General features: G+C 50.0%; 19 protein-coding genes, 1 pseudogene, 1 CRISPR repeat array and 1 riboswitch (1 of these 22 cut by a window edge). Of the genes and pseudogenes, 13 read left to right on the top strand and 7 right to left on the bottom strand.

Going from position 1 to position 21491, the window contains the following annotated elements:
• Window positions 1–450 carry a flagellar basal body rod protein FlgC gene (gene flgC / locus PXC00_RS08630; RefSeq protein WP_275843903.1) on the top strand — a complete coding sequence of 150 codons (450 nt, stop codon included), beginning with the start codon at window positions 1–3 and terminating at the stop codon, window positions 448–450.
• Window positions 451–554: 104 nt separating this feature from the next.
• Window positions 555–1043, top strand: a complete 489-nt coding sequence (locus PXC00_RS08635) for a hypothetical protein (RefSeq protein WP_275843902.1) — start codon at window positions 555–557, stop codon at window positions 1041–1043.
• A gap of 89 nt (window positions 1044–1132) precedes the next feature.
• On the opposite strand, the gene PXC00_RS08640 is transcribed toward PXC00_RS08635, so the two are convergent.
• Genes PXC00_RS08640 through PXC00_RS08655 form a run of 4 tightly spaced genes read right to left on the bottom strand, consistent with a single transcriptional unit; the run spans window position 1133 to window position 5022 of the window.
• Window positions 1133–2410, bottom strand: coding sequence for an EAL and HDOD domain-containing protein (locus PXC00_RS08640; protein ID WP_275843901.1), 1278 nt, complete (start codon window positions 2408–2410; stop codon window positions 1133–1135).
• Between the two features lie 59 nt (window positions 2411–2469).
• Window positions 2470–3276: a M15 family metallopeptidase gene (locus PXC00_RS08645; RefSeq protein ID WP_275843900.1), complete on the bottom strand. Its 807-nt coding sequence runs from the start codon at window positions 3274–3276 to the stop codon at window positions 2470–2472.
• Window positions 3273–3623: an EscU/YscU/HrcU family type III secretion system export apparatus switch protein gene (locus PXC00_RS08650; RefSeq protein ID WP_275843899.1), complete on the bottom strand. Its 351-nt coding sequence runs from the start codon at window positions 3621–3623 to the stop codon at window positions 3273–3275. Before PXC00_RS08650 ends, PXC00_RS08645 begins: the two co-directional genes overlap by 4 nt.
• On the bottom strand, window positions 3610–5022 hold the full coding sequence (locus PXC00_RS08655; RefSeq protein ID WP_275843898.1) for an antitoxin: 1413 nt from the start codon (window positions 5020–5022) through the stop codon (window positions 3610–3612). The genes PXC00_RS08650 and PXC00_RS08655 overlap by 14 nt, the downstream gene beginning before the upstream one ends.
• Before the next feature lie 306 nt (window positions 5023–5328).
• Between PXC00_RS08655 and PXC00_RS08660 the strand changes: the two genes are divergently transcribed.
• From PXC00_RS08660 to PXC00_RS08675, 4 genes are read left to right on the top strand one after another with little or no spacing between them, the layout of a single operon-like run.
• A complete protein-coding gene (locus tag PXC00_RS08660) occupies window positions 5329–7428 on the top strand; it encodes a chemotaxis protein CheA (protein WP_275843897.1) in 2100 nt (699 codons plus the stop codon).
• A gap of 10 nt (window positions 7429–7438) precedes the next feature.
• A complete protein-coding gene (locus PXC00_RS08665) occupies window positions 7439–7915 on the top strand; it encodes a chemotaxis protein CheW (RefSeq protein WP_275843896.1) in 477 nt (158 codons plus the stop codon).
• Window positions 7916–7942: 27 nt separating this feature from the next.
• Complete coding sequence (locus PXC00_RS08670) at window positions 7943–8782, top strand: CheR family methyltransferase (RefSeq protein WP_407654267.1); 840 nt, start codon at window positions 7943–7945, stop codon at window positions 8780–8782.
• Between the two features lie 6 nt (window positions 8783–8788).
• A complete protein-coding gene (locus PXC00_RS08675; RefSeq protein WP_275843895.1) occupies window positions 8789–9832 on the top strand; it encodes a protein-glutamate methylesterase/protein-glutamine glutaminase in 1044 nt (347 codons plus the stop codon).
• Window positions 9833–9951: 119 nt separating this feature from the next.
• Here the strand turns inward: PXC00_RS08675 and PXC00_RS08680 are convergent, their stop codons facing one another.
• The gene (locus tag PXC00_RS08680) at window positions 9952–10221 is read right to left on the bottom strand and encodes an AbrB/MazE/SpoVT family DNA-binding domain-containing protein (protein ID WP_275843894.1); all 270 of its coding nucleotides are present in this window, start codon (window positions 10219–10221) and stop codon (window positions 9952–9954) included.
• Window positions 10222–10386: 165 nt separating this feature from the next.
• Here PXC00_RS08680 and PXC00_RS08685 point away from each other — a divergent pair, with 165 nt between their 5' ends.
• Complete coding sequence (locus PXC00_RS08685; protein WP_316934917.1) at window positions 10387–10971, top strand: nucleoside recognition domain-containing protein; 585 nt, start codon at window positions 10387–10389, stop codon at window positions 10969–10971.
• Window positions 10964–11488: a spore maturation protein gene (locus PXC00_RS08690; protein ID WP_275843892.1), complete on the top strand. Its 525-nt coding sequence runs from the start codon at window positions 10964–10966 to the stop codon at window positions 11486–11488. The genes PXC00_RS08685 and PXC00_RS08690 overlap by 8 nt, the downstream gene beginning before the upstream one ends.
• 44 nt (window positions 11489–11532) lie before the next feature.
• Here the strand turns inward: PXC00_RS08690 and PXC00_RS08695 are convergent, their stop codons facing one another.
• Window positions 11533–12615: a M24 family metallopeptidase gene (locus PXC00_RS08695; RefSeq protein WP_275843891.1), complete on the bottom strand. Its 1083-nt coding sequence runs from the start codon at window positions 12613–12615 to the stop codon at window positions 11533–11535.
• Between the two features lie 93 nt (window positions 12616–12708).
• A complete protein-coding gene (locus PXC00_RS08700) occupies window positions 12709–13545 on the bottom strand; it encodes a deoxyribonuclease IV (RefSeq protein ID WP_275843890.1) in 837 nt (278 codons plus the stop codon).
• Window positions 13546–13675: 130 nt separating this feature from the next.
• Between PXC00_RS08700 and PXC00_RS08705 the strand changes: the two genes are divergently transcribed.
• The 5 genes and pseudogenes from PXC00_RS08705 to PXC00_RS08725 form a co-directional block, all read left to right on the top strand.
• Window positions 13676–14500, top strand: coding sequence for a tRNA 2-thiocytidine biosynthesis TtcA family protein (locus PXC00_RS08705; protein WP_275843889.1), 825 nt, complete (start codon window positions 13676–13678; stop codon window positions 14498–14500).
• Window positions 14501–14572: 72 nt separating this feature from the next.
• Window positions 14573–14685: riboswitch (THF riboswitch) on the top strand.
• An 83-nt stretch (window positions 14686–14768) separates the two neighbouring features.
• Complete coding sequence (locus PXC00_RS08710; protein ID WP_275843888.1) at window positions 14769–15344, top strand: folate family ECF transporter S component; 576 nt, start codon at window positions 14769–14771, stop codon at window positions 15342–15344.
• 448 nt (window positions 15345–15792) lie between these two features.
• Window positions 15793–17526, top strand: coding sequence for an ABC transporter ATP-binding protein (locus PXC00_RS08715; protein WP_275843887.1), 1734 nt, complete (start codon window positions 15793–15795; stop codon window positions 17524–17526).
• A 271-nt stretch (window positions 17527–17797) separates the two neighbouring features.
• Entirely contained in the window at window positions 17798–18001 is a 204-nt protein-coding gene (locus PXC00_RS08720; protein WP_275843886.1) for a transposase, read from the top strand.
• Window positions 18002–18270: 269 nt separating this feature from the next.
• Window positions 18271–18861, top strand: a pseudogene (locus PXC00_RS08725) (IS3 family transposase); the annotation flags it as partial.
• 227 nt (window positions 18862–19088) lie between these two features.
• A CRISPR array of direct repeats spans window positions 19089–21491; the repeat unit is 32 nt; unit sequence GTTTCAATTCATGCCCTCGCACGGAGGGCAAC; it runs 547 nt beyond the window's last position.

Raw genomic sequence — 21491 nt, forward strand, 5'->3', positions numbered from 1 at the left:
ATGGCTTTTCTCGGCTCGATGGATATTGCTGGCAGTGCACTGACCGCCGAGCGGTACCGCATGAACACCATTATGCAGAATATTTCCAACGCGAATATTCCGGCTGAAAAGGGCAAGGAACCCTACCGCCGCAAGCAGTTGGTACTTCAGGAGCGCCCCCTGTCATTTCAGGAATCGCTGCAGGATGCCCAAAACACACTGGATACCGGAAAAAGTGGCGGCGTTCAGGTTGATAAGATTGTGGAAAGCGACCGCGACTTTAAGTCTGTTTACGACCCGGACAATCCGAACGCGAATGACGAAGGGTATGTGCTGTACCCGAATGTAGACACCACAGAGGAACGTGTTGATTTGCTGGCTGCCTCTAACGCCTACTCAACCAACCTGACTGCACTTAATGTTGTAAAAGCAATGGCGATGAAAGCGCTGTCGATTGGCGGAAATTCCTGATTAGAAACCATTGACTGAACGAGAGCAGGCGGACCACCTGGTCTGCCTGTTTTCTTGTGCCGTTATGCGGTTTCGTTCCTGATCAAACAAAGGAGGTCTGCTGTTTGCAGTACATGGATACAGAATATTTTTCGCAGCGCATTCAGTGCTCCCGTAACGACAAGCAGGAATGCCTGCAGACCGTTTATATTATGGCTGAATTCGCCTTTGTCACACACGGAGGGGGCAACCAGGCTGTCGATAACTTTTTAGTCAGCAAACAAGTGCACAAAATGGGACCTTTCCTGGAAAACGCGATACAGCTGTATATGGACGCAAAGTCAGTGGACCATCTGCGAACAGTACTTTACAACAGTATTATTTGCTCCAATCTGATGAGTGGCCCGCAGTTTTTAAGTGCGGTAATTATCACAGAGGTTTTAGCCTCGTTGTTGGAGAAAGAAGATATCGATTATATTTTCACCTTCTTAGTGCCCTCTTTTTTCGGCATCGATTTTGAAAATGAAGCCCGCCAAGCCTTTCAAAACTACCGCCGTATGTCTCTTTTACGTCGCCATAGCCAAGAAGGCGACACAGATGAAGTTGGTTCCTAAAAAAAGTTTACTATACAGAAAAGGCTCGTTCAAACGGTACCGCATCCGCTTGAACGAGCCTTTTCTCTTTTGCAGCTTGTTTAATAAGTTCAGGAATCCTGTGTTTCCGCTTCGTCCGCATCTTTGTCGCCTGTTTTTTGATTGGCGAACGGATGCATTAAGTCGTCCCAGATATCATTGACATACTCGACACATTCCAAATACTTCTGCGCTACAAAGGTCATGCTGAGGTCCAACTCCGCCGCCGCAGCCGCCACAGCGTGCCAGTCGGCATCCTCATACCGAAGCACCAAACGCAGCAGCGCACCGCTTTTGCCCTCACCGGTCATCAGCCCCTCTTTCAGCTCCTCTGCCACAGGCAGTTCCTTCATGGCGTCTTCAAGCGGCACCTGCATCAGGGTATCCAAAGTAGAGAACATCCCCAGCAGATATGCTTCCGAGCGGGAAAGCGGGAAGTCCGGCAAAAAGTCCACCAATGCCTGACACATATTGCCCCGCAAGAACGCCGTGCGAATCAGTTCGTTACTGGCGCTGTCATCTTCCCCGCTAAAACTCATCAGGTAGACCCACTGCTTCAACTGCCCAACGCCCAGAATCATCAGCGCCTGCATCACAGACTTCACCTGTGTGCGCAACGCAAAGTAACTGGAATTAATCATTTTCAGCAATGAATACGTCAGCGTAACGTCCTGGCTGATAATGCGGTCAATATCATCCAGATTCGGCTCTTCTTTTGTAACCGCAATCATCAACTGGAAGAAGTTTGACTGCAGATGATCCATCCGACGTACACTGGTGCTCAACAGGCTCGCAACATTTTTCCCCTGATAGAAATCCACCTGCAGTTCGTTTGCTTTCTCTCTGGCTTCCGCGGTGTTGACATTGTAGGCTGCCACCTGCTTGCCAAAACTGCGAGCCACACTAACCAGCTGGGCGATATTCGGATCTTCCGGATTTGAAAAGTCCACTTTGATAATACTGATATTGTCCAAAATGCCAAAGCAGCGCGGCGTGAATTCAAAGTTCATCAGTGCCAGCCGGTAACCCTGCTTTTTGTAGCGGCAAATAATCCGCTGTGCCAGCGGATGAATAATCACATTGTCTTCAATTTGAATCACCAAGCGCTTTTCCGAAAAAATGCGGGGAATGTTTTTCATGAGCAGGTTGGGTGTAAAAGTAACAAATGCATCTTTATCCCCCAAAAAATTATTCTGGTCCAGACCCATGAAAAAATCTTGAATCGCATTGGCAGCACGGGTATCCTGCTGATTATAGAGAGAGGATTCATCCTCCTGATACATGACTTCATAAGCAACCACTTTTTTCTCGCGGTTCATGATTGGCTGACGGACAATACAAGTTTCCATTACAATGGACTCCTCCTTTAAATTCTTCTTGCAGGCGCATGGTGCCGGAAAAGCCCGCATCATATGCCCAGCGCCTGGCGATACTCCTCCAGGCACAAGTGTTTTTCAGTCATTTCTTTTGCATAGGTTTTTCCGACATACCGGTAATGCCATGGCTCAAAAATCACGCCGGTGGTCTGTTCTTTATTTTGCGGATAGCGCAGCACAAAGCCGTATTTCCAAGAATTTTTCAGCAGCCATGTATAGGCTGCTGTCTTTGCAAAGCCACTGTCCAGTGTATGATAGTTAGACGTGATAAAGTCCAGCGCAAGACCAGTGTGGTGCTCGCTGTCACCGGCCGGCTGCACAGAAACCGGCGAACCGGAAGCGTACCGCTCCGGATGGTAAAGCCCCTCCTGCTGCGATACGCTGCGGTACGCTGAACAAATTTTTAATGTCACTCCATCTTTAGCGGCAGCGGAAATCATCTGCTGCAGTTCCGGCTCGATTCGGGCGTCCACCCGAAAACCGTCGCTTCGTTTCGTGAGTACCACCGTAAAATCTTTTGGAAGCGGTGACTGCTGACTCACCAAAATCAGGCGCCAATCCGCAGCCAGCTTCGCTTTAAGCAGCGCCGCGGCATCTGCTTTTTCCGATTTTGCAACAGAGGAGGAAGATCCTGCAGATGTGCTGGAAACCGCCGACGAGACAGTGGAAATGGTCTTTTTGGCAGCAGTGGACGGTGCGTTGCTCTGGTAGAAAAAAAGCAGCGCAAGCCCCATCAGACAAACACCCCAACTCATGCGGGAGGTTTTTTTTCGATATTTTCTGGTTCGTTCCTCTTCTTCTGTTTCCCGCTTCCTTCTGCGGTCTTGAAAACGCATCATACGACAGGCGTCTCCTCTCCGGCTTGGTCTGCTGCCGCGACGCTTGTGTCCGTTTCCGGCTGGTGCAGGCCGTCTGGATTCTTTACAGTATCAGCCAGCTTTAGAATTTCTACATAAATTTTTGCAATCGCCTCATAAAGTTCCGGCGGAATGGTGGTGCCGACCTGCAGCATACACATCATAGAGGCCGCACTGTCGTCACGAAAAACCGGTATTCCGCGCTCCTCTGCGATATTGATAATTCTTTCCGCGATCTCTCCGTAACCGGCGGCAATCACCACCGGCGCCTTGTCATCTTCCGGATTATATTTTAAAGCAACCGCTTTTTCTTCCTCAGATCTTGACATCCACACCAGTCCTCCTGTACGGTAAAGTCTTGAACACCTGCATCAGGGAACGGGAACTTTTTAATTCCTTTATTTGAATATTGCCGGCATAATACGAAGTCGGCCGCAGAATCTGGGCAACCGTCCGCCCAAAATCCTGATAAGCTTCCACCAGTGCGGGCGGACAATACAAGGTAAAGTCCACCTCGCGGTTTCTTTCATAAACTTCTGCCTCAAAGCGGCCAAACGCCTCCACATCAATTACCAGTAAGACGTGGATTCCTTTCTCCTCATCCTGACGTTCTCCTCTGTCCTGACTCTGCGGATCAATCCAGACTTCCGCAAAGGAATGTAAATCCTGATAAGCCAAAGGTAGCACAAAATGCAGCAGCGGCGTGAAGTTGCTTGGGGAAGACAGCAGGCTGCGGATGATTTTTTCCATCCGTTCCTGCTCCGCCGGGCTGATTTTTCCCTGAACCTCGCCGGAAAGCAGCTTTACCAGCGTGTCCATCACCTTAGAAGTCGAACCCTCGTCCGCCTTCTCCTTCCCTTCGTCCGCTGCCTGCAGGTACTCTGCCAACAGCGCTTTAAACTCCCCGCGCGACTGAAAATCCAACAGACGCCAAACCTCCACCGCGCTCTCCTGCAGGAACTGCTTGTTGCTATTGTGTCGGGAAAGGTTGTATACTGTAATGGAAACGACCTTTTCCAAATCCTGCGAAAAAAGCACGCTGTTGCGCACATTCTGCAGCAGCGAAAGTGCCTCTTGCTTCAACTGCTGAAAGTTCTGCTCGGCATCCGGTGCGCGAAAGCGCTGGGCAAGCTCCTGCAGACGCGGCGCAAGGTTTTTGCTGGAAGAAAGTCTGTCGGCAAGATAGGTAAAGCTGTTTGCCACCGCATCCCGAATATCCTGATTTCCGATATGATGATTGAGCGCCCGCAGCAGATTGGCAATGGCTGGCTGAATTTCAGAATTGGATCCGTAAGAATTGCTGACCTGGCGCAACAGCGTGAACAGTTCCCCCCGAAACGAGGTGGAAACCTGCTCCTGTGCTTTCATCTCCTGCGCAACTTGCCCCGGTTTGAGCAGCATCAGCTCGAAAAGGCGCTCAATTTCATCCGTGACCGTCCTGTTGTTTGCCGGAAGCAGTTTATAAATTTCCTCCAGCATAAAAATGTTTTTCAGGTACGTTTCTGTAACGGAAGGGTCTTTGAGCAGATTTTCCAGGATGTTGGGGCTGCCTTCTTTTACAAGACCGGTGTTTTGCTTGAGAATGCCGGTCTGCGCAGTGGTCTGTGCAATTTTGGCGACGTCCTGCATCTGAAACGGTGCGGCCGCTTCTGCGGCGGAACCGGGCCGAACCTGCGTCTGTTGATTTTTATCTACCACGGGGCTGGTAATCTTAAGAATATCAGCCAACGAATCACCTCATTTTTGTGACCAATCATATGCAAAAGGGATTTTTGCAGAGCGTTACACACTCTATATATAATTATCATATATTTTTCGGCTTTTCTCAACATTGGCTATTGAATTTTCGAAAAAAAATGCAATAATCTGAATTGAGTGGGTTTTAATGATGGATATAATCTTTTTTAATTTTCACAAAAGGTACTTGTTGGATTTTGTTTGTGCAAATGGTTAATAGTTTTTTGAGATTTCTTTTATGCCATTTTCGGAACAAAACCATCCACCCAATTTCTTTAAAAAAAGGAGCAGGTAAAAATGAGCACAGAAGATTCAAGCATGGATTCTTTACTAGAAGCTTTTATTTATGAAACCACCTCGCTGCTGGACCAGTTGGACGAAATCATGCTGGACTCTGAAAAGCAGAAAAGCCTGAGCGAAGACAGTATCAATGAGATTTTCCGCATCATGCACACCACAAAAGGCTCCGCGGCTATGATGGGATTCAATGAAATTTCCAATCTGGCACATTCCGTGGAGGATGTCTTCTTTTTAATTCGGGAAGATCCCAACCGCCTGGACTTGGTGTTTGACAACCTCTTTGACCTGATCTTCCAGTCTTCCGACTTCCTTCGTCAGGAAATTGAAGCGATTCAGAACAACGGCAGTGACTACGCCCCCGCCGACCCCACAGACCTCATCAACCGCCTGGAAGAGCAGGCTGCCATCATGAAAGGGGACGAAAAGAAAGCGGAAGACAAGTCGGCAGCTGCTCCGGCAGAAACCGATGCCTCTGCAAAAGAAACCGCACCTGCCGCCGCTGGAGCTTCGGATACACCCGATGATGTGACACAAATTCGCGTGTTTTTCGCAGATGACTCACAGATGGAAAACATCCGCGCCTTTATGCTGCTGACCAATCTGAAAGATCACTGCGACTTTCTGGAGTCTGACCCGCCACGCCCAGAAACCGACGCTTCCCTGTGCGACTCCATTGTCAAAAATGGGTTTGTTGTGATTCTGAAGCCCTCCGTTTCGCTGGATGATGTCATCAAGGTGATTGAATCCACCAGCAGCATCAAATCCTACGAAGTGCTGGACGCCGACAGCGAAAAGGCCGATACGCCGCCGCAGGTCAAAGCCGCAGACGGCGAAGCGCCCGCTGTCGCCGCGAAGCAGAGTACCGCAGTAAAGACACCCGCCGGCAAAAACAATGCGCCTGCCGGCGGCAAAGGCGTCAAGCAGAGCTTAATTAGCGTCAACCAGTCCAAGCTGGATCATCTGATGGATCTGGTCGGCGAACTGGTGACCGCTGAATCCATGGTTTCCAGCAACCAGGACTTGGTTGGCTTGAAGCTGGACAACTTTACCAAATCTTTTCGCGAACTGCGCAAACTGACCGACGAATTGCAGGATGTTGTCATGTCCATCCGCATGGTGCCGCTGACCGGCAACTTCCAGAAGATGAACCGCATCGTGCGCGATATGAGTAAAAAGCTCGACAAAAAAGTGGAACTGGTCACCATTGGCGGCGACACGGAAGTGGACAAAACCATTAACGATGCCCTGACCGACCCGCTCATGCACATGATCCGCAACTCCATGGACCACGCCATTGAAACGCCAGAAGAACGCAAGGCACTGGGCAAGCCGGAAACCGGTAAAATCACGCTTTCCGCACGTAACGTTGGCGGAGAAATTCTCATTGATATTGCTGACGACGGCCGCGGCCTGGACACTAAAACCATCCTTGAAAAAGCAAAGCGCAACGGCATCCTCACCAAGCCCGCGGAGGAATACAGCAACAAGGAAATCTTTCATCTGATTATGCTGCCCGGCTTTTCCACCAATGAAAACGTCACGGAATACTCCGGACGTGGTGTCGGTATGGACGTGGTGCGGAAAAATGTTGAAAACGTCGGCGGTACCATTTCCATTCACAGCGAAATCAACAAAGGTACCACTTTCACCTTGAAAATTCCGCTGACATTGGCTATCATGGATGTGATGGATATTTCACTCGGAGACACCACTTTCAGCGTACCGATTACTTCCATTAAGCAGTCCTTTAAACTCACGGATGACAGCAAGCTGATGCACAACGCAGACGGTACCGATATGATTATGCTGCGCGGCGAATGCTACCCCATCATACATCTGTACGAATACTTTAACATTCCCACACAAGTCACCGACCTGAAAGACGGCATTGTCATCCAGGTGGAAAGCGGCAGCGACATCGCCTGCATTTTTGCGGATGAGCTGCTCGGCGAGCAGCAGGTGGTTGTCAAACCGTTCCCGCCGTTCTTCAACAAATACAACCTGAAGAGCAGCGGGCTGTCCGGCTGCACAATCCTTGGCAACGGCAGCATCAGCCTGATTCTGGACATCCGCAATCTTTTGAGTTCTGAAAGGTAAGGTGATTACAATGAGTGAAAATACCGCTTTGGCCACTGTGCTGGCCACCGACGACCTGAGCAACCGCTTCCTCACATTTGCAATTGGCGATACCATTTACGGCATCAGCTTGGTCAACGTGCTGGAAATCATCGGGATTCAGTCCATCACTTCTGTTCCGAACATTCCTTCGCACGTCAAAGGGCTTATCAATCTGCGCGGAAAAGTGGTGCCGGTCATTGACACACGCCTGAAAATGGGCAAGCCGGAACGCGAATATGACGACCTGACCTGCATTATTGTAATTGACATTCAGGATATGCACATCGGTCTGATTGTTGACAGCGTTTCCGAAGTCATTTCCGTTGACCTCAACAAAGCTGCGGTTCCGCCCAAAACCTATGTGCAGGAAAATCAGTTTCTCAGTTCTGTTGTTGAGCGGGAGGGGCACACTGTCTTAAACATCGATCTGGAAAAGTTTTTGGCAGATGACCTGCGACCGTATTAATTACTTTCCGAAAAGAGGTTTTTCATCATGCTGGAACAGGGTGCGCAAACCGGCCTGGTTCACCTGACCGACCAGGAGTTTCACACACTTGTGGAATTTGTCCACTCCAAATATGGAATCAACCTGAGCAAAAAACGCGTTTTGATTGAGGGGCGTCTTTCCCAGACGTTGCGCCAAAAGGGCTTTACCTCCTTTCGCCAGTACATCGACCTGCTGAAGGCAGACCGAACCGGCGCAGAGATTACCGCCTTTTTGAACCGCATCACCACCAATCATTCTTATTTTGCAAGAGAGAATGAGCACTTCAATTACTTAGCCAACACCGTACTGCCCTACATGGAGCGCACCCGAAACAATCGTGATCTGCGCATCTGGAGCGCGGGCTGCTCCGCTGGCCAAGAAGCTTACAACATGGCTATGACGATTGACCAGTATTTCGGCCCCAAAAAGCATTTGTGGGACACCACCATTTTGGCTACCGATATCTCCATGAATGTTTTGAACCGGGCGAAAACGGCAATCTACCCAGAAAATAATTTGACGAATGTGCCGGCCATTTGGAAGCAGAAATACTTTAAACCGCTGGGCGACGGGAACTATCAGGTATGCGACAAAATACGGAAAGAGGTGGTATTTAAGCCGCTGAACCTGATGGAACCTTTTCACTTTATCAAACCCTTTGATATTATTTTCTGCCGCAATGTCATGATTTACTTTGACGCACCAACGACAGACCGGCTAATCGAAAAGTTTTACAATGTTACCGCACCCGGCGGGTACCTGTTTATCGGACATTCCGAAGTCATTAACAAAGAGGTTACCAAGTACCATTATGTGCAGCCCGCGATTTATCAGAGGGGGGTGTAAACAGCAATGGTTCGTGTTCTTGTGGTAGATGATTCTTTGGTTTTTCGAAAACAGCTGCAGATGAGCCTTTCACATGACTCGCAGATTGAAGTCATTGCAACCGCGATTGACCCTATGGACGCCCGGCAGAAAATCATTTCCCTGCATCCGGATGTTGTTACGCTGGATGTGGAAATGCCACACATGAACGGCATTGATTTTCTGAAACAGCTGATTCCGCATTATCCGGTTCCGGTGGTGGTGGTCACCTCTACCCCGACAAATGCGCTGGATGCCCTGAGCGCTGGCGCAGTGGACTTCGTTAAGAAACCGGTGGTCAAATCGCCGGCGGATATGCAAAAGTTCATCCATGACCTCGCACACAAAATCCGGGTAGCTTCCACTGCAAAAGTGCGTAAAACAAGGCCGCAGGCTGCAGCACCCAGCCTGATTCAGCGGATGTCCGCTTCGCGACCGCTGGATCAGAACTGTCTGATTGCCATCGGTGCCTCTACCGGTGGCACCGAGGCGATTCTCGCCGTTGTAAAAAACCTGCCTGCCACCACGCCGGGCATCATCGTGGTGCAGCATATGCCGCCGGTGTTTACGAATATGTATGCACAGCGACTGGATAAGATTTGCAAAATGTCCGTAAAAGAAGCTGCAGACAATGACCGCGTTGAGCAGGGGCGTATTTTGATTGCTGCCGGAGAGCATCACCTGCGCCTGCAGAAAGACGCACGCGGATACTATATCCGCAGTCAGACTGGCGACCGCGTAAACGGTCACTGCCCGTCTGTGGATGTGATGTTCAATTCCGTCGCTGATGTTGCGAAGTGCCACGTGATTGGCGTCATTCTAACCGGTATGGGTGCCGACGGCGCCAACGGACTGGTTCGGATGCGCAAAGCCGGTGCGTACACCATTGGTCAGGATCAAGCTTCCAGCGTGGTTTATGGAATGCCCATGGAAGCATACAAGCGCGGCGGTGTGTGCAAGCAGCTTCCGCTGGATCAGATTCCGGATGAAATTTTGTACCAGCTCAACAAACACTGTCCCTGCAGTAAATGACAAAGAAAAGGCGGCCGCTTTTACGCGGTCGCCTTTTTCTACAGGGTATTGCCGTTTTTTACACGAAGCAGTCGCCTAGCCCTGGCTGCTGCTTCATGGTGGGCAGAGCAAAGGAAGATTTAGTCGTCCTCTTCCTCAGCGCTCAAACGATGCGCCAGCTTCTCCATGCAGTGACGGCACACATTGTGTCCCTTGTATGTAATGATACCGTCCATGCTGTTGCAGAAGATACAGGCAGGCTGATACTTGCGCAGAATAATTTCTCCGCTCTCCCCTACGAAGATCTCCAGCGGATCTTTCTCCTTAATATCGAGTGCTTTACGCAGCTCCTTCGGCAATACAATACGACCTAATTCGTCGACCTTACGCATAATTCCTGTTGATTTCATGTTTTAGCATCCTTCCTGTGATTAAAAGTTTCAATATTAACGTAATACCCTCGTTCCATAATAGTAGATGATTCCCCAAAAAAAGTCAATATTTTCAAATAAAAAAATTTCTTTTCTGCATATTTTCATAGTTATTACAATATACATATCCCTGGGGTGGTGAAAATGCTGAACTTTATTTGGACTGGAATGGTAATAATCAGTTTTATTTGTGCACTTTGCACAAATAAAATGGAGCAGCTTTCGGCTGCCATTCTCACCGGAGCAGGCAGCGCCGTCGATTTATGCCTTACCACACTCGGCATGATGTGCTTTTGGACAGGACTCATGCACGCAGCCGAACAGGGTGGGCTTACAAAACTGCTTGCGAAAGGATTATCGCCCACATTAAAAAGACTTTTCCCAAATTTGCGGAGGGACAGTCCCGCACTGGGTGCCATCTGCATGAACCTGACCGCTAACCTGCTGGGGCTGGGCAACGCCGCAACGCCGCTGGGGCTGGCTGCCATGCAGGAACTGAAAAAAGAATCGGATACCGCGCAGGGAACCGCAGACAACGCCATGGTTCTGTTTGTCGTACTGAACACCTCTTCCATTCAGTTAATTCCCACTTTTATGGCCACGCTGCGCGCGAAGTACGGCGCAGCGCAGCCTTTTGACATTCTGCCGGCGGTGTGGGTGACCTCCGTCTGCGCCCTGCTGGCAGCCGTCACAATGGCAAAACTGCTGGAAAGGCGATTCAGTGGATAAAGTCGGTGTTTACGCAGTGCCTGTTTCCGTGGTGTGCATTCTGCTGTTCTGTCTGGCACGGAAAGTTCCGGTCTTTGATGCCTTTACCGAAGGGGCACGGCAGGGGCTTAAAACCACCATCTCCATTCTTCCCACCCTGGTCGGCCTAATCACCGGCGTCACCATGCTGCAGGCTTCCGGTGCACTGGACCTGATGGCAAACGCTCTGGCTCCGCTGATGCGTGCCGTCGGTCTGCCACCGACTGTCGCGCCGCTTGTGCTGATGAAGCCGGTGTCCGGCAGCGGCTCCACCGCTGTGCTGACACAGATTTTGCAGCAATGCGGCGCAGACAGCTTTGCCGGCCGTGTCGCCGCTGTTTTGGCTGGCAGTACGGAAACCGTGTTTTACTGCATTGCCGTGTACTACGGCAGCGTACAGGTGCGCAAAACGCGGCATACGCTGCCGGCAGCACTCTTCGGCGACTTAACTGCCTGCATAGTGGCGCCGCTTGCCATCCATTTTTTGTTTTACCGATAAAAAAAGCTGACCGGCGATTTTTCAACTGCCGGTCAGATTTTTGATTACGGAAGAATCTGCAAATCCTTTGTGTAATGATTCAGCACTTCACAGCCGCTTTCCGTGACCAGCACCAAATCCTCAATGCGCACGCCCAAGCGGCCGGGCAGGTAAATCCCCGGCTCCACAGAAAAGACCATGCCCGGCTGCGTCACCGTTTCATTGACTGCGCTGTTGTCCGGCGGCTCATGGCAGTCGATGCCCAAGCCATGACCCAACCGATGCGTGAAATACGGTCCGTAGCCCGCCTCGGTAATCAAACGGCGCGCGGTTTTATCAATATCGGACATTTTAATTCCGGGACGAATCATCGCTTCTGCCGCAAGGTTTGCCTGCCGTACGGTTTCGTACACCTTCCGGCTCTCCTCATCCGCTTCCTGAAAGAACGCGGTACGGGTCATATCGCACCAATAGCGGTTAATCGGAATATAAATATCAAACACCATGGAATTCCCGCGCCGGACAAGCGTATTGTCGGGGCTGTGGTGTGGGTTTGCGCCGTTTGCGCCAAAAGACACAATCATGCCCTCTGTGGAACGGTCAGCCCCATGCAGGGCAAACTGATGCTCCACATAAGCCGCCAGTTCCTTTTCAGTGGCACCCGCGCGGACTGCCGCCAGCGATGCCTGCATCACTTCGTCATTGATGCGGGAAGCACTGCGCAGCGCCGCTATTTCCTGCGCGTCTTTCCGCATACGCGCTGCGTCAACCGGTGCGCTGCCCACTTTCGGTGTAATATCTGAACGCTGACACATCAGGCTGAGCAGGTGACAACTGGGCCAGCTTTTATCTATTCCCAGTACACCGGGGCGCACCACCTTGACCAAGTCGCGCAGCGGATCGTCTGCGTCTGTGTGCAGGTACAGCGGCACACTTCCGCCGGGCGTCAAGCTGAAAAGTTCGTTGCCAAACAATGCGCATGTGCCGTCATCACGGATATAAAGCACCAACAGCCGCTCCATCGGCTCAATCCACAGGCCGGTCAGATAATAAACCGATGCGGTTGACGTGACCAGAATCTGCGGCAGCCTCTGCCTCTTCATGTTCTCCGTAACTGTTTTTAAACGTTCCTGCTGAATTTGAATCATTGAATGTCCTTCTTTCCCTCAGACCAAACCGAGTTCTGCTTATCAGTATAGCGCTGTACGGCGCTTTGTAAAGACAAAACCGTTTTGTCTTTTTCAGTTCTCCTCCCCCACAGCTGCCCGCAGGGCAGCAATCTCCCGTGCGTGCCCCGCGGTGTCCTGTGGTGTTTCCAAAAGGAACGGCAAATCTTGCAGTGCAGGGTGTGTCAAAACACGAGTCAAGGCTGCCATACCGATAAAGCCTTCTCCAATCGCCGCGTGGCGGTCTTTATGGCTTCCACAGGTGTTTTTACTGTCGTTTAAATGAACGGCTCTCAGGCGCTCCAGGCCAATGATACGGTCAAATGCTTCCAGTACCCCGTCCAAATCGTGCACAATGTCGTACCCCGCGTCAAACACATGACAGGTGTCCAAACAAACCCCCATCTTTTCGGAAAGCTGCACCCGGTCTAAAACCGCGCGCAGTTCCTCAAAACTGCGGCCGACCTCGGTGCCTTTGCCCGCCATGGTTTCCAGCAGCACGGTGGTGTGCTGCTCCGGTGTTAGAACCTTGTTGAGCACTGCGGCAATTTTCTCAATGCCCGCCTGCGCCCCCTGCCCCACATGGCTGCCCGGATGAAAGTTGTAGAAATTGCCCGGTAAATACTCCATACGGGCAAGGTCGTCCTGCAGGGTCTGCAGGGCAAATGCCTGCACCTCCGGTTTGGCGGCGCAGGCATTGAGCGTGTAGGGCGCGTGCGCGACAATCGGTGCAAAGGTATGCTCTGCCATCAAACGCCGCAGCGCCTGCGCGTCCTGCGGATTCATCTCCTTTGCACGGCCGCCGCGCGGATTGCGCGTAAAAAACTGGAACGTATCTGCACCCATGCGCAGCGCCTCCTGTCCCATATGCAGGAAACCACCGGATGCGGAAAGATGGGAACCGATATGCATATTCCGTCCTTCTTTCAAAAATTGAATTCTAAGGATTGCGGTATAGTTTCGAAAAGATTACAATAGAAGTAGTTCTCAGCAAGCAAAATTGAGAATCATTCTGATTATAAAACAAATAAGGAAAATTGCAATGGAAAAATATCTGGAAGTAGAGCGCAGCCTTATCAAAAAATACCGCAAGCCCATTTGGAACCGCCTCATCGGCGGCATTAAGGATTACGAGCTGATTCAGCCCGGTGACAAAATCGCCGTCTGCATTTCCGGCGGCAAAGACAGCATTTTGCTTGCCTGCTGCCTGCAGCACCTGCAGAAGTACACGGAAATTCCGTTTTCTCTGGAGTTTCTCGCCATGGACCCCGGCTACAACCCCGAAAACCGCGCCCTGCTGCTTTCCAACTGCAGTCTGCTGCACATTCCCGTGCACCTGTTTGAAACAGACATTTTCAACATTGTGGTCAAGGAAGAAAAGTCCCCGTGCTACCTGTGCGCCAGAATGCGGCGCGGCTACCTGTACCGCCATGCACAAGAACTGGGCTGCAACAAAATCGCCCTGGGGCACCACTTTGACGACGTGATTGAAACCATTCTGATGAGTATGCTTTACGGCGCGGAAATGCGCACCATGATGCCCAAACTGCACAGCAAAAACTTTCCCGGTATGCAGCTCATCCGCCCGCTGTATCTGGTGCACGAGCAAGACATCTTAGCGTGGAAGCGCTACAACGGTCTGCAGTTCCTGCAGTGTGCCTGCCGCTTTACCGAGCAGGGCGCACACAACCCCGGCAGCGCAGGCAAGCGTGCCGAAGTTAAAGCGCTGATTGCCGCCCTGCGCGCAAAAAACCCGCAGGTGGACCGCAATATCTTCCGCAGCGCGCAGGAAGTCAATCTGGAAACCATCCTGAGCTGGCGCAGACAAAAGGAAACGCACTGCTTTTTAGAAAACTATGATAAATGACGGATTTTTGCAGAGTTCTTGCATTTTCCCTCGTTTTCTGCTAAGATGATGCCATCAAAATAAAACGTAGCCAGCAGAGTAGAAAATCACGCGTAAAGTGCCCGCCGAACGGGGAGTTGTCGGCAGGACGAAAAGCAAAGCCTTCGGTTTTTTTGCTTGCGGTGTGGTTTTCGCATCCCGCTGCTGCATACCTCTGATGATATGCAGCACTTGATGGGCGCAGTCTGTGCGCCTTTCTGCGTGTGCTGCATCACTGGAGGTATTTTTTATGCATTACAAAACCGACCTTCCTTCTCTGCTGCGTGACTCGTCCGCAGAACTGAAACGCCTGCCGAGTCTGGTCACCGCCGCCTTGCTGCTTGCACTCGGGTTAGTTCTTTCCGGGCTCGGTGTGTACGTCACCCCAACGCTGCGCATTACCTTTGCCTTTCTGGCAAACGCGGTAAACGCCCTGCTGTTTGGCCCTGCTGTTGCCATGCTGACGAGTGGTCTGGGCGACATTCTGGGGTATTTTCTGCACCCCACCGGGCCGTACTTTCCGCCCTACACCCTGACCGCTATGCTGAGCGGCTTTCTGTACGGCAGCTTTTTGTACCATCGCCCGATTAAACTGGGGCGTGTGATAGCCGCAAAGGCTTCTGTCACATTTCTTTCCAATATTCTGCTTAACACGCTCTGGAGTTCCTTACTTTACGGAAAGTCGTTTCTGGCGCTGTTTCCGCTGCGCTTTGTAAAGAACATTGCCCTGCTGCCGGTGGAAATTGCCATGCTGTTTTTTTTCGCCAAAACCGCCAAAAAAATTTACAGCGCCACTACCCGGAATTTTCATCCCCAGCAGAACTGACGCCGGGTTCCTCTTACAAACCTTTTCCGCGGAAGGCAGACGCTTTCCGCGGTTTTTTGTTGTCACAATCTGCGCGTTGTGGTATGATAATCGTATTGCAGCTGCAAAACAGCCGCAAGCCCGTTCACAGTTTCTTATGTCCGCCGGTTCTGCCGGCGATGTCTGCGAAAGTTGGTTTCGCGGACTTTTTTATTCTGGAGGCGATGAAATATGAAAAGCACATTCCGCACACGTTCCCTGTGTTTCCACCTTTCGGTCGGCATTTTCCGTACCGGTCGGCAAAGTTAAACAGGAGTCAGTCCCTGCGTCGGCTAAAAAGGAACAATGCACTGTCAAAAGCTTTGGATTGGATGGTGTGACACAATGGTACAAAACTGATGGTCAGGAATTTGGCTTTCCATTTTCCTGATTTTCCCGTCTTTCCCTACTTTAAAATCAGGAGGTAACCATGCAGTTACTGAAAAAATTTATTCGTTATTACAAACCCTACCGTGCCGTATTCTTTCTGGATCTGGTTTGCGCTCTGGCCGTTAGTCTGGTAGATCTGGCGTTCCCACAGATTCTCAGTATTTTAACCAAGACTTTCTTTACCGAACAGCCGGATGTAATCATCAGCGGCCTGCTGAAACTCGGCGTGGCACTGTTTCTCATGTACGTTATCCGCACCCTTTGTCGGTTTTACATCACCTATCAGGGACACGTAATGGGCGCTAAGATGGAAAGCGATATGCGTCAGGATCTGTTTGACCAGTACGAGCGCTTTTCTTTTTCCTATTATGACCGCAGCAATACCGGTGAAATGATGAGCAAGCTGGTCTCCGACCTGTTTGACATTTCTGAGCTTGCACACCACGGCCCGGAAAATATCTTTATTTCCGCGGTAAAAATCATCGGTTCTTTCGTCCTGCTGCTGATGGTCAACGTGCCGCTGACCCTGATTCTTTCCGCAGTGGTTGTGGTCATGGTGGTGTTCAGCCTGTATCAGAACAGAAAAATGCAGGAAACCTTTATGGACAATCGCCGAAAAATCGCCGCAGTCAACGCCAGCCTGCAGGACAGCCTTGCGGGTATCCGTGTTGTCAAATCCTTTGCAAATGAAGAAATCGAACGCCGCAAGTTTGAAACGAGCAACCAGCAGTTTCTGGTTTCCAAAGAAAGCAACTATCTGCGCATGGGCATTTTCCACTCCGGCAACAATTTCTTTGAGGGAATGCTGTTTTTGACCGTGTTGGTGGCCGGCGGCTACTTCATCGCAAGGGGAACCCTATCTGCTACGGATCTGGCAGTCTATGCCCTGTACATCAATATTTTCATCAACCCCATTGAGGTTCTGATTGAGTTTACCGAACTGCTGCAGAAAGGTATTTCCGGATTCCGCCGCTTTACCGAAGTGATGGAAACCGTACCGGAAATTCAGGACGCACCGGACGCCAAAGAACTGACCAACGTGAAAGGAACCATTGACTACAAAGACGTTTCTTTCCGCTACAATGACGAGGAATCTGTTTTGGAACACATCAATGTCCACGTGGACGCGGGCCGTTCTGTGGCGCTGGTAGGACCCTCTGGCGGCGGCAAGACCACACTGTGCTCCTTGCTGCCCCGCTTCTATGATGTGACCGGCGGCTCCGTTTGCATTGACGGGCAGGATGTCCGAACGCTGACCCAGGAAAGCCTGCGCAGTGCAATCGGCATTGTGCAACAGGATGTGTATTTGTTTGGCGGCTCCATTCAGGAAAACATCGCCTACGGCAAGCCGGGCGCTTCCATGGAGGAAATTATAGAAGCTGCCAAGGAAGCAAATATCCACGACTTTATTTTGTCCCTGCCGGACGGCTACGACACCTACGTCGGTGAGCGAGGCGCTCGCCTCTCCGGCGGACAGAAGCAGCGCATTTCCATTGCGCGGGTGTTCCTGAAAAATCCGCCGATGCTGATTTTGGATGAAGCAACCAGCGCACTGGACAATGAAAGCGAGCAGTACATCCAGAACAGTCTGGACAAGCTGGCACACGGCCGCACGACCATCACCATTGCACACCGGCTTTCCACTATCCGCAACGCCGATGAGATTATTGTCATTGACAACGATGGTATCCGGGAGCGCGGTACGCACGATGATTTACTTGCCAAAGACGGTTTGTACGCCAAGTACTACCAGATGCAGTTTCGAAACAATTAACAGAGCTGCGTAACCCCAGCTGCAGTTCCACATTATTATAATCCAAAACAGACCTGTCGCTTCGGTGGCAGGTCTGTTTTGGCGCCTTTTGCTGTTTCTTCTGCCATTAAAAACTACCTCCTTGTTAAAAATTTGCATGACAAAGGAGCCTTTTAGCATCTTGCTCAGGACGTAAATTTCAAAGGCGTCGATTTCGATGTTGTACAATAAAAATTGCCACCCAATTCTCAAGGATTATGATATATAATTACAGAGGATAGGAGGAATCGAAATGGCAAAGCGTATTACAAAAACTTATGATCAAGAATTCAAATTCCAGGCTGTAAAATTGGCACAGGAAATCGGAGGACACAAAGCTGCAGAAGAGCTAGGAGTCCCTTCTGGACCCATTTATGCATGGGTCAAAGCATTCAAGGAAGGCCGCTTAGAGGCTAAGACAGCAGTTCACGCACCAAGTAATGGCCTTATCCCTTAATGAAGAACTTACTGAGCTTAGCAAACATGTGAAAGAACAGGATAAAGAAATCAGACGCCTGAAAGAAGAAAACGAATTTCTTGAGGAAGCAAGCGCTTTTTTCGCAGCCAGCCGTCGGAAGTCAGCAAAAACAGAGATTAATGTTCATTGCTATGAAAACAGAAGACGGCACTCTTAAAGGAAAAATCTCTTTTTATTGCAAAAATTTTGGTGTCACAAGGTAGGAATTTCATCATTATTTAAAATATAAGGATAAGCCCTGGAAATACCGGTCTCTTGCAGAGGCTATGTTAGATATCTGTGCAGAAGATGAATGCAATGACACTTATGGGCGAGTGCGAATGCATCAGGCATTGGAACGAAAGCAGCCGGATGGCATTCATGTTCCAAGTGAAAGAACTGTTTACCGTGTTATGAAAGAAATTGGTATCATCCATAGACCAAAAAGAAAACCAAATGGAATCACGAAAGCGGATAAAGAAGCCAGAAAATCCGATGATCTGATAAAACGCAACTTCAAATCTGATAAACCCCTGGAAAAATGCGTAACAGATATGACCGAAGTAAAATGCCTGGATGGCAAACTCTATGTATCTGCAGCGTTTGATTGCTTTGATTCTGCAGTATTGGGATTAGCAATGGACACAAACATGAAAGCAACTCTATGTGAAAAAACACTGAAGAATACCTATAAATCACATCCCGGAATTCATGGATGTATCTTACATAGTGATAGGGGAACACAGTACACCAGTGAACTCTATCGTAAAGCAATCAGTAAATATGGCATTATCCAAAGTATGAACAATGCAGGTGGCAGATGCCATGATAATGCACGCTGTGAAAGCATGTGGGCATGACTGAAAGAGGAACTTCTCTATCATCGATATGATGCCTCAAAAATGAAAATCGAACCAGTGAGAACCCTCGTCTGGAGATACTTTATCAGCTATTGGAATAACAGAAAAATATGCTCTGCCAGCAGAGGGTTACCTCCTATGGTTAAGAGACATCAGTACTACATCTCATCGCAGGATGCTGCATAGTTCAAACATCCTTGAGAAAAAAGTGTAAAGAGATATTGACAGGATCAATTCATGCCCTCGCACGGAGGGCAACTGGCGGGACTCTTACCATATCGGTCGCGGAATTGGGTTTCAATTCATGCCCTCGCACGGAGGGCAACATTTAAAGCCCGGCAGCGTAGGGCAATTTAGCTATGTTTCAATTCATGCCCTCGCACGGAGGGCAACGGGTTACAGTATCCGATAAACAGCCTACAGAAGCGTTTCAATTCATGCCCTAGCACGGAGGGCAACGACTTACTTGCCTGCGTGCCCTCAAAATAAGAATGTTTCAATTCATGCCCTCGCACGGAGGGCAACCTTTCCGGCTTGTTTCCACGCCGTCAACCGTTGTGTTTCAATTCATGCCCTCGCACGGAGGGCAACAGCCTCTCAATGGGTCACAATATCAAAAAAAATGGTTTCAATTCATGCCCTCGCACGGAGGGCAACTTTTGAATCTCTTTGCTGGGATACTCAATGTAGATATGTTTCAATTCATGCCCTCGCACGGAGGGCAACCAGACTACAGAGTTCATTCACAGGGTTCATTTTCGTTTCAATTCATGCCCTCGCACGGAGGGCAACTCTGTACTGGGTCTTCTTGCAATCTGTGCATGGTAGTTTCAATCCACGCCCTCGCACGGAGGGCAACTTTCACAAAGTTCATGATTGGATTATCACTGATAGAGTTTCAATTCATGCCCTCGCACGGAGGGCAACCGGTGGATTATTCTGCCGTAACTGGAAAACTTGTTTCAATTCATGCCCTCGCACGGAGGGCAACGAATTTACGCAAGCAGCAACCGAACAGTATCAGCAGTTTCAATTCATGCCCTCGCACGGAGGGCAACACCTTTTGGTATAGATAACTGAGCGTCACTTGTAGTTTCAATTCATGCCCTCGCACGGAGGGCAACGAAAAAGCACGTATGCAGACCTCGAAAAAGCCATGTTTCAATTCATGCCCTCGCACGGAGGGCAACTTCAAAGTCATTGCTGCCGCACAGAAGTGCTTCAGTTTCAATTCATGCCCTCGCACGGAGGGCAACATGCCCCTCCGTGTCAGTTGTGCCGGTTGAATCTAGTTTCAATTCATGCCCTCGCACGGAGGGCAACCATTGTTAGAGCGTATAATATTCCAGAATACAAGGTTTCAATTCATGCCCTCGCACGGAGGGCAACACAATTTTTGCAAAATGTAATTAGCTTTGTAACACGTTTCAATTCATGCCCTCGCACGGAGGGCAACCGGTGCGTTGCTGATTGATGACGGGTACTACAAAGTTTCAATTCATGCCCTCGCACGGAGGGCAACTAAGTAAGGAACGGAAGGGGGATTCTAAAAAAATGTTTCAATTCATGCCCTCGCACGGAGGGCAACAATCTCCAAGCTGTGCCTGCAATGTAATTGTGCATGTTTCAATTCATGCCCTCGCACGGAGGGCAACCGTGTAGCACTCGCCTGCCTTGCGCTGTAAATTGTTTCAATTCATGCCCTCGCACGGAGGGCAACCCCCCGATTTGATTGGGCTTCCGTTCTTCTACGATAAAGTTTCAATTCATGCCCTCGCACGGAGGGCAACTGACGGAATGGAAGCTGTGAAGGAAACCCTAGTAGTTTCAATTCATGCCCTCGCACGGAGGGCAACCGCTGAACGTGGAACTGAACGCCGAGAATTACAAGTTTCAATTCATGCCCTCGCACGGAGGGCAACGGATGGCAGTGATTTCAGCGAACGCATCTGGAAAGTTTCAATTCATGCCCTCGCACGGAGGGCAACGGGGCAGCGCTGGGTGCCCGGCAAGTTTATGATGTTTCAATTCATGCCCTCGCACGGAGGGCAACAAATGGCTGCCGTCCGAATGGATAAACGATGCAGTGTTTCAATTCATGCCCTCGCACGGAGGGCAACAGGGAAATTCGAGAATCCATATAACTTTCCCTTGTTTCAATTCATGCCCTCGCACGGAGGGCAACCAGTATATAAAGTAACTGCTGGTCGCGCACTAAAAGTTTCAATTCATGCCCTCGCACGGAGGGCAACTGCCCAACAGGCTGTCTCCTACGGTTTTCAACTTGTTTCAATTCATGCCCTCGCACGGAGGGCAACTCACCGCCCCCAGTGTTGGCACTTTGTCATCCGGGTTTCAATTCATGCCCTCGCACGGAGGGCAACTTCGGTCGGAAAAGACTATTGGAACTATATCTTTGGTTTCAATTCATGCCCTCGCACGGAGGGCAACGTCTTAGGTTTCAATAGCCCCGTTAGCTCTACAGTTTCAATTCATGCCCTCGCACGGAGGGCAACTCCTAAGTCGCGTTCGCTGTTGCTGTATGTGTACAGTTTCAATTCATGCCCTCGCACGGAGGGCAACTGCTGTTCCATTTCAGAGCAACCGCAGCACCTAAAGTTTCAATTCAT

This window comes from Caproicibacterium argilliputei (genome assembly GCF_029211325.2).
GTDB lineage: Bacteria > Bacillota > Clostridia > Oscillospirales > Acutalibacteraceae > Caproicibacterium > Caproicibacterium argilliputei.

Bases quoted from the DNA above. Each gene is read 5' to 3' on its own strand.
- flgC (WP_275843903.1), top strand. From the start codon at position 1: ATGGCTTTTCTCGGCTCGATGGATATTGCTGGCAGTGCACTGACCGCC.
- PXC00_RS08640 (WP_275843901.1), bottom strand. From the start codon at position 2,410: ATGGAAACTTGTATTGTCCGTCAGCCAATCATGAACCGCGAGAAAAAA.
- PXC00_RS08645 (WP_275843900.1), bottom strand. From the start codon at position 3,276: ATGATGCGTTTTCAAGACCGCAGAAGGAAGCGGGAAACAGAAGAAGAG.
- PXC00_RS08650 (WP_275843899.1), bottom strand. From the start codon at position 3,623: ATGTCAAGATCTGAGGAAGAAAAAGCGGTTGCTTTAAAATATAATCCG.
- PXC00_RS08660 (WP_275843897.1), top strand. From the start codon at position 5,329: ATGAGCACAGAAGATTCAAGCATGGATTCTTTACTAGAAGCTTTTATT.
- PXC00_RS08665 (WP_275843896.1), top strand. From the start codon at position 7,439: ATGAGTGAAAATACCGCTTTGGCCACTGTGCTGGCCACCGACGACCTG.
- PXC00_RS08670 (WP_407654267.1), top strand. From the start codon at position 7,943: ATGCTGGAACAGGGTGCGCAAACCGGCCTGGTTCACCTGACCGACCAG.
- PXC00_RS08675 (WP_275843895.1), top strand. From the start codon at position 8,789: ATGGTTCGTGTTCTTGTGGTAGATGATTCTTTGGTTTTTCGAAAACAG.
- PXC00_RS08680 (WP_275843894.1), bottom strand. From the start codon at position 10,221: ATGAAATCAACAGGAATTATGCGTAAGGTCGACGAATTAGGTCGTATT.
- PXC00_RS08685 (WP_316934917.1), top strand. From the start codon at position 10,387: ATGCTGAACTTTATTTGGACTGGAATGGTAATAATCAGTTTTATTTGT.
- PXC00_RS08695 (WP_275843891.1), bottom strand. From the start codon at position 12,615: ATGATTCAAATTCAGCAGGAACGTTTAAAAACAGTTACGGAGAACATG.
- PXC00_RS08700 (WP_275843890.1), bottom strand. From the start codon at position 13,545: ATGCATATCGGTTCCCATCTTTCCGCATCCGGTGGTTTCCTGCATATG.
- PXC00_RS08705 (WP_275843889.1), top strand. From the start codon at position 13,676: ATGGAAAAATATCTGGAAGTAGAGCGCAGCCTTATCAAAAAATACCGC.
- PXC00_RS08710 (WP_275843888.1), top strand. From the start codon at position 14,769: ATGCATTACAAAACCGACCTTCCTTCTCTGCTGCGTGACTCGTCCGCA.
- PXC00_RS08715 (WP_275843887.1), top strand. From the start codon at position 15,793: ATGCAGTTACTGAAAAAATTTATTCGTTATTACAAACCCTACCGTGCC.
- PXC00_RS08720 (WP_275843886.1), top strand. From the start codon at position 17,798: ATGGCAAAGCGTATTACAAAAACTTATGATCAAGAATTCAAATTCCAG.